The sequence below is a fragment of the Trichocoleus sp. Lan genome (genome assembly GCF_039961855.1).
Taxonomy (GTDB): domain Bacteria; phylum Cyanobacteriota; class Cyanobacteriia; order Cyanobacteriales; family FACHB-T130; genus FACHB-T130.
Genome location: NZ_JAMPKA010000005.1, coordinates 166,662 through 178,808 on the forward strand (window position 1 = coordinate 166,662; position 12,147 = coordinate 178,808).

Consider the following 12,147-nt stretch of genomic DNA (forward strand, 5'->3'; position numbering starts at 1 on the left):
ACGCTGGCTAGAGCCTATTTAAAATAAAGTCGTTTTTGATTAAATCTTTTAGGAATATTGAATGGAAAAAATTGCAATCATCGGTTTATCTAGCTTGTTTCCAGGTGCAGAAAGTCCTGAGCAATACTGGCAGAATTTAATTGCTAAAAAAGATTTTAAAAGCTTGGCAACAGCCGAACAAATGGCAGTAGATCCCCAAAAGTTTTATTCGACAGAAAAAGGAAAGCTAGATAAATACTATTGTTTGAAGGGAGGATATATCCGAAATTTTCAGTTAGATACCAGCGAGTTTCAGATGGCTCCTGAGTTACTGAAAAATTTAGATGAAATTTATCAATGGTCTTTATACGTCTCAAAACAAGCATTAAAAGATAGCGGTTATTTAGGAAATCAATCGGTTCTGGAAAAGTGCGGCGTAATTCTGGGGAATCTTTCTTTTCCCACCCGCTTTTCCCATCGTTTTTTTGCACCAATCTATCAAAAATTTCTGGATTCAGCCCTTCAGCAACTTTTAAAAGAAGAATCTTTCCAACTAAAAAAAACACCTTCTGACGTATCCCTTTTAAATGGAATTTTATCCGGGTATCCGGCAGCAGTCATTGCTCAAGCGCTGTCTTTATCTGGGATTAATTTATCTCTGGATGCAGCCTGTGCAACATCGCTTTATTCAATCAAATTAGCTTGTCACTATCTGTTATCCGGCAAAGCTGACCTGATGTTAGCGGGTGCGGTGAGTTGCGCCGATCCGTTCTTCATCAATATGGGATTTTCTATTTTCCACGCTTATCCAGAAGATGGGATATCGCGTCCTTTTGATAAGTCATCCGGAGGACTCGTAGCTGGAGAAGGAGCCGGAATGGTTGTCCTGAAACGATATAGCGATGCGCTGCGAGATGGCGATCGCATCTACGCCACAATCTGCGGCGTTGGCTTATCGAATGACGGGAAAGGGAAATTCGTCCTCAGTCCCAATCCCAAAGGGCAAATCTTAGCCTTTGAACGGGCATATACCGAAGCCGGAATTCATCCCAACAGTATCGATTACATTGAGTGTCATGCCACGGGGACTCCGGTCGGAGATATCACCGAACTCAACTCGATGGAGACCTTCTTCGGTCAGTCTCAAACGGTGCCTCTGATTGGTTCTGTCAAATCCAATTTTGGTCACTTATTAACGGCTGCGGGAATCGCGGGTCTCATCAAAGTGATTTTGAGCATGGGTGAAGAGATCATCCCGGCGACAATCGACGTAATTGACCCCCTCCGTTCAGAAAAAGGCGCGATCGCTGCTGAACAGATGGTTACTTCCCCGACACCCTGGCCTCAAAAACAACCGACAAAACGCGCCGCCATCAATGCTTTTGGTTTTGGTGGTACTAATGCTCATTTGATTTTAGAATCTTCAGAGGCAACGGCGGGAGAAGGTGAGGATTCCCAATCCCCAATTCCCAATCCTCAACTCAACACTCAACACTCAACACTCAACACTCAACACTCATTAGCGATCGTCGGCATGGATGCCTTCTTTGGCTCCTGTAAAAGTTTAGATGCCTTCGAGCGCACAATTTATGAGGGAACGCAGCATTTTATCCCCCTTCCGCCTCAGCGCTGGCAAGGTATCGAAGAGCAACCCCAATTACTCAAAGAATATGGCTTGGCAAACGGTGAAGCGCCTCTGGGAGCCTACATTCAAGATTTTGAACTCGATTTTCTCAATTTCAAAATCCCGCCCCGCGACGAAGATCAACTGATTCCTCAACAGCTATTGATGCTAAAGGTGGCGGACAACGCCATCAAAGATGCAAAACTAGCGCAAGGGGGAAATGTCGCCGTGATTGTGGCGATGGGGACAGAACTCTCCTTGCACCAGTATCGCGGTCGATGCGATTTATCTTGGCAAATCAAAGAGAGCTTGGAACAAGCAAATATTTCTTTGTCTCCCGAAAAACTTGCCGAACTGGAAACTATTGCCAAAGATAGCTTGCATCCTCCGGCGCAAGTCAACCGATACACTAGCTTCATCGGTAATGTGATGGCTAGTCGCATTTCCGCCCAGTGGGATTTCACTGGTCCCTCCTTCACCATTTCTGCCGAAGAAAATTCGGTTTTTAAAGCTTTAGAAGTCGCTCAACTCCTGCTCTCTAATGGAGAAGTTGATGCTGTTGTCGTCGGCGCTGTCGATCTCTCTGGTGGATTGGAAAACGTATTATTCCGCCAGCAGTTAGCACCGATTAATCAAGGGATTCCCACCTTAAGCTTTGATGAAAACGCGAATGGCTGGATGGTCGGAGAAGGTGCAGGTGCCGTCATTTTAAAGCGGCACAAAACAGCCAAACAAGAGCAAGACCGAATTTATGCCGTTATTGATGCCATCAGCTTAATTCAGGATAATGCCAATCATCAATCGACGAGCGATCGCATACTCACACAAGCTTGTCAGCAGGCGTTCGATTTAGCAGGTATTCACCCTACAGACATCGGGTATCTGGAAGTTTTTGGCAGTGGCGTCGCCTCAGAAGATGAAGCCGAAATCAAAGGTTTACTCTCTGCCTATCAAACTTCCCAAGCGAGTTTGAGTTGTTGCCTGGGAAGTGTCAAAGCCAACATTGGTCATACTTATACCGCTTCCGGGATGGCGAGTTTAATCAAAACTGTCCTCTGCCTGTATCATCGGTATATTCCTGCGACTCCCCAGTGGTCTAGCCCGAAACTGCCTCAGCTTTGGCAAGGAAGTCCCTTCTACGTCGCCACTAAATCGAGAACTTGGTTTTTAGAACCCGAAGCATCTAAGAGAGTTGCTGCAATTAACGGCTTAGGCATAGATGGCACGTATTCTCACATCATCCTCTCGGAAGAATTGAGCCAAAAAGAGCGTCCCAGCAAGTATCTGGAACAAACGCCCTTCTATCTATTTCCCCTCACCGCTAATCATCAATCTGCGTTGCTCGAACAGTTGCATTCGCTCCAAAATCTTATTGAAACAGGTGACAATCTATCCGTTGCAGCAACACAAACTTTTACGGCTTTTAGGCAATCGCCCCAGGCGACTTATACGCTAGCGATTGTCGGTTCTCATAAACAGGAAATATTGCGGGAAATTCGCTTAGCGATCGCAGGTATCAAAAAAAGCTTTGAAACTGGCGGAGAATGGAAAACACCGCTTGGCAGTTATTTCACACCGAAACCTTTAGGAAATGAGGGTAAAGTTGCCTTTGTTTACCCTGGTATGGCTAGTTCTGGTCTGGGGCTGGGACGGGACATTTTCCAGCTATTTCCTAAAGTTTACGATAGCTTCTCGGCTCTGACTCCCTATCCAGGTCAGGTCATGCACGAGAAACTTCATTATCCCAAAAGTTTAGAAAAACTTTCCAGTCAAGCACAAGCAGAGAAACAGGCAGAATTTTTGGGTGACGGAGTAGCAATGTGCCAAACCGGAATCAGTTTGGCAGTGCTATATAGCCTGATTCTCAGACAGTATTTCCAAGTCCAACCCCAAGTTGCATTTGGGTATAGCTTGGGTGAAGCTAGCAGTATGCTGTTTGCCCTTGACATTTGGCGCGATGATGGGAAATTAAGCGAAGCTTTAGTGTCCTCTCCTCTATTTAGAACTGATTTATGCGGTCCCTGTTTAGCGGGACGTAGGTTTTGGGGTTTGCCAGAAAGCGATCGCTCGGAAAAATTTTGGATTTCCTATGTTCTCAAAGCACCAGTATCGGTAGTTAAGGAAGTCCTGAAGCAGGAAGAACGTGTTTATCTGTCATTTATCAATACTCCAGAAGAAGTTGTCATTGGTGGCGATCCGCAAGCTTGCTTACGAGTCATTGAAACTCTCAAATGCAAATATTTTCCCATCAATTTTGACAGTGTATTGCACTGCGAACCAACAAATACTGAGTATGAGGGATTGGTTGAACTACACACAATTCCCATCCAAAATGTACCCGATATTCAGTTTTATTCTGGAGTAGATTACGCTCCGATTAAGCTGGATACTAATTCTTTGGCTCATAACGCCGCCAAAATCTGCTGTATAACGGTTGATTTCCCTAGAATTATTCATCGTGTCTACGAAGATGGTGTCAGAATCTTCATTGAGGTAGGCGCAGGAAACAATTGTTCTCGATGGATTAGCGAAACGCTTAAGCAACAAGAGCATATTGCCATATCCATCAATACCAAAGGCGTTGATGACCATACTGGGGTGGTCAGGGTTTTAGCAAAACTTGTGAGTCACGGTGTCTCTGTGGATTTGTCCCCACTTTATTCTCAAGTGCCAGAAAAATCTATCCAACGTCAATCAATTGTTAAAAAAGTTACTTTGGGTGGAAGCCGAATTTATTCTAAAATTTTGACCGCTGAAAATTGTGAGATTTTCCGAAAAGAGATAACAAGAGGTAATAAAGCAAAAGCCATGACAATAGCAAAAGAACCCCAACAGACAACTAATCATCAAAACCAAATGATGAAGATATTTCAGCTACAAATAGCTGTAGCCGAACAATTATTGAATCAAAATATATCAGCTCAGAGCAATGGTCAGATAGCCCCTGCAACTTCAGATCCTCAGCGCAATAGTTACACAAAGCCTTCTAATATTGTTTGGGATGAAGCAGATTTACTGGAATTTGCTGAAGGGAAAATTTCCCGTGTTTTCGGTAAAGACTATGAAATTATCGATTCCTATTCCCGGCGAGTGCGGCTGCCAGTTCCGCCCTATCTCTTGGTGAGCAGGGTTACTAAACTTGATGGGGAAATAAATAGCTTTAAACCCTCTTCAATCACAACCGAATACGATATTCCACAGAATGCCTGGTACGCTGTTGATGGTCAAGCTCCTTGGGCAATCAGTGTAGAATCTGGTCAATGCGATTTATTATTAATCAGCTACCTAGGAATTGATTTTGAGAATAAAGGCGACCTAGTTTATCGCTTGCTTGATTGCACCCTGACGTTCCTAGATGATTTACCCAAAGAAGGACAAACCCTGCGTTATGACATCCGCATAAATTCTTTTGTGCGAAGCGGAGATAACCTACTATTTTTCTTTAGCTACGAGTGCTTTGTTGGGGATAAAATGATCCTCAAAATGGACGGAGGCTGTGCCGGATTCTTTTCCGACGAACAACTCGAAAATGGTAAGGGAATTATTGTTTCCGATAAAGAACTTGAAGCGCGAAGCAAGATTCCAAAGCAAAAGTTTGAGCCTCTGCTAATCTGTCAAAAATCAAGCCTAGATGAGTCAGATATGTTATCCCTCACCGAGGGTAATATTGCTGCCTGCTTAGGAGACCATTATTGGCAAGATGGCTTAAATCCCTCCCTGCGCTTGCCCCCGAAGGCAATGCTCATGATCGACCGCATCACATCAGTAGAACCGACAGGAGGGGCTTGGGGTTTAGGTCTAATTATCGGCGAAAAATTTCTTGACCCAGATCATTGGTATTTCCCCTGCCACTTCAAAGACGATCAGGTGATGGCTGGTTCCCTGATGGCAGAAGGGTGCGGTCAACTCTTGCAATTCTATCTTCTCTATTTAGGATTGCAAACCTACACGGTTGATGCTAGATTTCAACCGATTCCCGGTTTGCCACAGGTCGTCCGTTGTCGCGGACAGGTGACTCCCATTTCGGGCAAATTAATCTATCGGATGGAAATCACTGAAATTGGCATTACACCAAAACCTTATGCAAAATGTAATGTTGAAGTCATCCTAAACGGCAAAATTGTTGTTCACTTCCAAGACCTCGGCTTGCAGCTATCTGAAAAGAACCCCAATCATTCAATTTCTGTTGAACAAGCGATAAACAACTCTCAACAAAAGGCAGGATTACCCCGGAAACCAGCCTTATTAAATGAAGATCAAGTCAACGAATTTTGTCTGGGTTCGGTTGCTAAGTGTTTTGGCCCAGAATTCGAGATTTATGACAACGGTGGCGTCAAAGCTTCGCGGATGCCCAATACTCATCTCAATTTGGTGCATCGCGTTTTGGAAGTGAATGGTAAACGCCATGAACTAACAAAAAATTCCAGTATTGTTACTGAATACGACGTTCCCACAGAGCCTTGGTATTATCGCCAAAACTCCTCTCCAACAATACCGTACTCAATTTTAATGGAGATAGCTCTGCAACCCTGTGGTTTTCTCTCTGCTTATTTAGGAACTACTTTGTTGTATCCAAATCAAGACTTGTACTTCCGCAATCTTGATGGACAGGGTCGCCTTCTCAAGGATATAGATATTCGAGGAAAGACGATTACGAATACAGCCCGGTTACTGTCTTCATCCAATATCCAGGGAGTGATTATTCAGAGTTTTGATTTTCAAATGGTTTGCGATGGCGAACCGTTTTATGAAGGAACTGCCGCATTTGGTCATTTTAGCCCCCAATCTTTAGCAAATCAGGTAGGACTGGATCGCGGTAAGGATGTTCCACCCTGGTACGAAACTGAAAATACCACCGGACTCGCGAAAGCAAAAATCGACTTAAGGAGTCCGGAAAGTAGAGCCAAGTTTTATCGCCTTAATCAGGCTCGACCCCATTATCGGCTTGCTCAGTATCAGTTAGACCTCCTGAATGAAGTACGAATTATTCAAGGAGGAGGGAACTATCAGCAAGGCTACATCTATGCCCGAAAAGAGGTAAAGCCGAATGACTGGTATTTCAAGTGTCATTTTTACCTTGACCCGGTCATGCCTGGTTCATTAGGAATTGAGGGGATTTTGCAAGCGATGCAAGTCTATGCCTTGCAGAACGATCTTGGTAAACAATTCAAATCTCCCCGTTTTGTCCAAGCCATCGACCATCTAATCGTTTGGAAATATCGCGGACAAATTCCTCATGGTCATACCGAGATGTATTTAGAGGTTCATATTTCCAAAGTGGATATTACTCCAAACAAAGTCACCTTAATCGGTGATGCCAGTTTGTGGAAACCCAACCTGAGAATCTATGAAGTTAAAGACATCGCTCTTTGTTTAGTTGAGTCTGATTAAAATCTATCAAACTCACACTATGGTTCAGTTAGTACTGTTGGTGAATTAAGAACCTAACCCCCAGCCCCCTTCCCTAGTAGGGAAGGGGAGTCCGGAAGCCCCTCTTCTCCTAAGGGAGGGATTTGGGGAGTCAACCCAACCGACAATCTACAATCTGTTATTGGCTTGAATTGGAAAAAGAAACTATGTTGGCAATACCTTTAACGCAAAACAAAAATGGTCTTCGTTTCTCAGGAAATCCGAACAATCAAAATCCAGTCTGGCAGGGTTCTTTAAATTCTGTAGCTTTTGATGAAGAAGGTATCAAGACTAAACTGCTGAATTTAGATAAACCCTGTTACATCGTTAGCAAGCAAGGCCAAATTGGGGTCACGAACGAAGGTTATTTAGGGGATGCTAATAACGGCAAAACTGAATCCGTGGAAACTTTGACAGCAGTGCCACCGCTAGTTCCTCAACAGTTGGGAGACCCCAGTTTCCTGACTTTCCACGGGGTAAAATATGCTTATAGTACGGGGTCAATGGCGAATGGCATTGCCTCCGAAGAAATGGTAATTGCCCTTGGTAAAGAAAAGATTCTCAGTGCCTTTGGTGCCGCGGGCTTAGTTCCTTCTCGCATTGAAACTGCTATTCACCGCATTCAGCAAGCACTTCCAGAAGGGCCTTATGCATTTAATTTGATCCACAGTCCTAGCGAAGCTGCAATCGAGCGGGGTGCAATCAATTTATATCTCAAATACGGCGTCACCACTGTAGAAGCTTCCGCATTTCTGGATTTGACACCCAACATTGTTTATTATCGGGCAGCGGGACTTAGCCTCAATTCAGCGAATCAAATCGAGATCAAAAACAAAATAATTGCCAAAGTTTCTAGGGCAGAAGTTGCAACTAAATTTTTGCAACCAGCCCCAACTAAAATGCTCAAGCAATTGGTCGCTCAAGGACTGATTACTGAGTTACAAGCTTCCTTGGCTGAAAAAATTCCAATGGCTGACGATATTACTGTAGAAGCCGATTCTGGCGGTCATACAGATAATCGTCCCTTAGTTTGTCTCTTACCTTCGATTCTGACTCTTAGGGATGAAATTCAGGAAAAATATGGTTACGAACAACCTGTCAGAGTTGGAGCGGCTGGAGGAATTGGTACACCGCAGTCAGCATTAGGGGCATTTATGATGGGAGCCGCTTATGTGGTGACAGGCTCCATTAACCAATCCTGTCTTGAAGCTGGAGCTTCTACTCATACCAAAAACTTGCTAGCTCAAGCGGCTATGGCTGATGTGAGTATGGCACCAGCGGCGGATATGTTTGAAATGGGGGTGAAATTGCAAGTCCTGAAACGTGGCAGTCTCTTCCCAATGCGGGCGCAAAAACTCTTTGATTTCTACAAGAACTATGACTCAATTGAAGAAATTCCGCTTGTGGAAAGAGAGAAATTAGAAAAAGAAATCTTCAGGAAGAGTCTAGAGTCAGTTTGGGAAGATACGGTTGCTTATTTTTCTCAACGCGACCCGGATCAAATAACCAGAGCAGATAACAATCCTAAACGTAAAATGGCTCTGATTTTCCGCTCCTATTTGGGCTTGTCCTCCCGTTGGTCTAATGCGGGTGAGAAAGGTCGTGAAATGGATTATCAAATCTGGTGTGGCCCCTCAATGGGATCGTTTAATGAATGGGTGAAGGGTTCTTATCTGGCTCAAGCGAATAATCGTCGTGTAGTTGATGTTGCCGATCACATAATGATTGGTGCTGGCTTTTTGTACCGGCTGCAAAACTTGAAACTACAGGGGTTATCGATGCCTGCACAATACTGGAACTATTGTCCAAAACCTCTTTTTTAGGATAGTCTAAACATTTTTGGTACCAGGGGCTGGCATTTTAAAGAACTTTGCCGTAAAAAGCCTCTGGGCTGTCTCTATCGGTATGCCTTAAACTGTGGAGGCAAGCGATCGCGTATAGGCGTTTTTATGTTTTTATTAAGACGCTTTTGAGTGAGTCTGCGCGATCGCTTTTGTCACTCCCAAGAACTCGCGCAAAGTCGCTGAAGCATCGTCCTGTCGCCATACAGCCGCCATTGGGACAGTTGGTGTTGGTTCAGCGATGTTTTTGTATAAGACACCCTTGCGTTGAAGATTTTGGACATTAGCAGGGAGCAAGGCAACTCCAACCCCACCAGCGACTAAGCCGAGTATTGTTAGCATCAGCGTTCCTTCCTGGATGACAACGGGGGAAATACCCGATTGTTGGCACAGATGTTCGAGCTGTTCAGATAAGACTGGAGAGAATTGACGAGAAGGAAGGATGAACACTTCCTGTGCCAGTGCTTTTAAGGAAACTTGAGGTTGGCTCGCCAGTGGATGAGTCTCTGGTAATGCGACGATTAAAGACTCATGCCAAATCGTCATCCAGGATAAATCAACTTCTTCTTGCATCCAGGACGGCAAATGGAAAAAGCCAACATCCAGATGGCGATCGCGCAGTGCTTGCATTTGCATGGAAGTTGCTAACTCTCGCCAGACGAGTTCCACCAGCGGAAAACGTTCAAGATAAACTCGCAGAATATCTGGCAAAAAGCTGTTTGCCACTGAGCTAGTAAAGCCGATTACCAACCGCCCGATTTCTCCCCGACTAGCACGCTGCACCATGTTGACCGCACGATCTACGCTAGCGATCGCGCTTCGAGCTTCGTCTAAAAAGACTTTTCCTGCTAGGGTTAACTGGAGCGGTCGCTGGGTGCGATCAAACAGTTGCACTCCCAGATCGTCTTCGAGATCGTGAATTTGTTTGCTCAAGGGAGGTTGCGCGATATGCAGACGAGCAGCAGCACGAGAGAAGTTTAACTCCTCTGCAACCGCGATGAAGTAATGCAAATGCCGAAGCTCCATTCGTTCTTCACCACTATGTCTTTGCCCTAATCTTGGCAAGATAGGAATGCAAATGTCAAATTAATATCAGTTTTTAAACACTATATCTTTGCCATATAGTTACTTAGTCAAGAAAGTATTAGACATCTAGTAAACCCTTCGTTAATCTAAATGAAAAGACGTTATCAACCTCAACACATCTAAGTTAATAGATAGTGTTGTAAATAGGTATAGGGAGCCATTATTTTATGAAGAAGATCGAGCGTGTTGCCATTGTGGGGGGAACGCACGGAAACGAACTCACCGGAATTTACTTAGTGAAGAAATTCGAGCGATCGCCCAACTTGATTCAGCGACCTAGCTTTGAAAGTCTTACCTTGTTAGCGAATCCCAAAGCCTATGAAATTGGGAAACGGTATGTTGATACCGACCTTAATCGCTGTTTTCTTCGCCAGGATTTGGAGAATTCGAGCCTTTCTAGTTACGAAGCGCAACGAGCCAAGGAGATTTATGGAAAATTTGGCTCTGGGGGGAGCCATCAGGCAGATTTGGTTGTTGATTTACACAGCAGTACAGCAAACATGGAGCTAACAATTATTCTCGCTAGTAAGCATCCTTTTAACCTTCAGCTAGCCGCTTATCTCACATCTTTTCATTCAAAAGTGAAGGTACTTTACTCGACAACCAGAAATCAAGGCACCCCTCATCTGGACTCAATTTGTGAATTCGGCTGCACAGTTGAAGTCGGTGCGGTGGCTCAAGGGGTATTGGATGCAACTTTATTTCAGCAAACGGAGGAACTCGTCCACGCAATTTTAGACTACACGGAAGCCTATAACCAGGGAACGCCACCTCCTGTAAGAGATACCCTTACCGTTTATCACAGCATCCAGACAATAGACTATCCCAGGAATGAGTTTGGAGAAATTCAGGCAATGATTCATCCCCAGCTTCAATTTAGAGATTATGAAGCGCTTCATCCCGGCGATCTCATGTTTTTAACGTTTGATGGTCAAGCGATCGCTTATGAAGGTGAAGCAACAGTTTATCCAGTCTTTATCAATGAAGCAGCCTACTATGAAAAAGGAGTTGCCATGTGTTTGACTGAAAAGCAGCAAGTCACCATTTAGCAAAAGTCTCAAGTGTCGAATTCAGATTAAATCATTTCTAACTCTTCGTCAGTTAAAAAATATCGCGAACTTGGAATTGTGGATTTTATTGATTAACAAAAATAAAAAGTAAATCGGTAATTCAAAAACACAAAGGAGTCATAAATGAAGGCGCAGCAGGCAGAACTTTACCAAAGTATTCAAGAATTCCCCCTTGACGATCCGGAGTCTGCTTTTCCCTTTAGTCAAAGGTTAGCAAGAGAAAACGGTTGGACGGCTCAATATACTCAGCGTGCCATTAACGAATACAAAAAGTTTATTTTTCTTGCCCTTGTAGTTGGGCATCCTGTCACGCCTTCCGATCAAGTAGATCGAGTTTGGCATTTGCACTTAACTTACACTCATTCCTACTGGGATGAGTTTTGTGACAAAGTTTTAAAAAAACCATTGCACCATCACCCAACGAAGGGCGGTTCCAGCGAACAGGATAATTTTTATAGGTGCTATAACGAGACGCTGATTAGCTACGAAAAACTCTTTGGACAGCAACCTCCTAGCGATATCTGGTCACCACCCAACACTCGATTTGGTAAAGACATTGAGTGCAGACAAGTCAACACTCATCGGTACTGGATCGTACCCAAACCATCTTTTACTCTGACTTGGTTGCCATCTATTTATCTCCCTCGCTTGCCTTTGGGGCAATTCCTAGCGATCGCTCTATTGTCATTTATATTAGTTCTAACTGTCAGCAGCTCTACGCTACTGATAGCAGGGATTTCTACTCAGACAACTCACTCTACAAGCTCTGAATTAGCACTGGCTCAAACAAGCGAAAATTCTCCGCTACCTCGCAAGACTCCAACTCCAACTCCTAAGAACAAAGAGCGTCCTACTTCGGAAAAATCTTCAGGATTGTTTTGGTGGTGGCTACCAATATTCCTCATTTTTTCCCTGTTCGGAAGTCGCGGCAATAACAGTGGTGGTAGTAGTGGTAGTAATGATAGTACGAACAACGGCTGCGGCTGTGGCTGTATGTGATCGGGCATCTGTTTAAGACTGGACAAGAGACATACAACTAGAGAAACCCTGTCCAAAACCCTTGCGTGGGCGTCATTTTTGGCGTTACCTTCAGCAATCAGATATCACCAGGATGGATTTCTGATTGATCAGTGCAAAC

The 12,147-nt window shown here is 44.2% G+C and carries 5 protein-coding genes; 4 read left to right on the plus strand and 1 reads right to left on the minus strand.

Annotated elements, in window-relative coordinates; genetic code table 11:
* Positions 1-61: 61 nt before the first annotated feature.
* Positions 62-6,994, plus strand: a complete 6,933-nt coding sequence (locus tag NDA03_RS06610; protein ID WP_348237634.1) for a PfaB family protein — start codon at positions 62-64, stop codon at positions 6,992-6,994.
* A 185-nt stretch (positions 6,995-7,179) separates the two neighbouring features.
* A complete protein-coding gene (locus tag NDA03_RS06615) occupies positions 7,180-8,835 on the plus strand; it encodes a PfaD family polyunsaturated fatty acid/polyketide biosynthesis protein (protein ID WP_348237635.1) in 1,656 nt (551 codons plus the stop codon).
* Positions 8,836-8,970: 135 nt separating this feature from the next.
* Here NDA03_RS06615 and NDA03_RS06620 read toward each other — a convergent pair whose 3' ends face one another.
* Positions 8,971-9,879, minus strand: coding sequence for a LysR substrate-binding domain-containing protein (locus tag NDA03_RS06620; RefSeq protein WP_348237636.1), 909 nt, complete (start codon positions 9,877-9,879; stop codon positions 8,971-8,973).
* A 227-nt stretch (positions 9,880-10,106) separates the two neighbouring features.
* Between NDA03_RS06620 and NDA03_RS06625 the strand changes: the two genes are divergently transcribed.
* Both NDA03_RS06625 and NDA03_RS06630 read left to right on the plus strand, forming a co-directional pair.
* Positions 10,107-10,988, plus strand: coding sequence for an aspartoacylase (locus NDA03_RS06625; RefSeq protein ID WP_348231612.1), 882 nt, complete (start codon positions 10,107-10,109; stop codon positions 10,986-10,988).
* Between the two features lie 144 nt (positions 10,989-11,132).
* Positions 11,133-12,008: a hypothetical protein gene (locus tag NDA03_RS06630; RefSeq protein ID WP_348237637.1), complete on the plus strand. Its 876-nt coding sequence runs from the start codon at positions 11,133-11,135 to the stop codon at positions 12,006-12,008.
* Positions 12,009-12,147: the final 139 nt, after the last annotated feature.

Bases quoted from the DNA above. Each gene is read 5' to 3' on its own strand.
- NDA03_RS06615 (WP_348237635.1), top strand. From the start codon at position 7,180: ATGTTGGCAATACCTTTAACGCAAAACAAAAATGGTCTTCGTTTCTCA.
- NDA03_RS06610 (WP_348237634.1), top strand. From the start codon at position 62: ATGGAAAAAATTGCAATCATCGGTTTATCTAGCTTGTTTCCAGGTGCA.
- NDA03_RS06620 (WP_348237636.1), bottom strand. From the start codon at position 9,879: ATGGAGCTTCGGCATTTGCATTACTTCATCGCGGTTGCAGAGGAGTTA.
- NDA03_RS06630 (WP_348237637.1), top strand. From the start codon at position 11,133: ATGAAGGCGCAGCAGGCAGAACTTTACCAAAGTATTCAAGAATTCCCC.
- NDA03_RS06625 (WP_348231612.1), top strand. From the start codon at position 10,107: ATGAAGAAGATCGAGCGTGTTGCCATTGTGGGGGGAACGCACGGAAAC.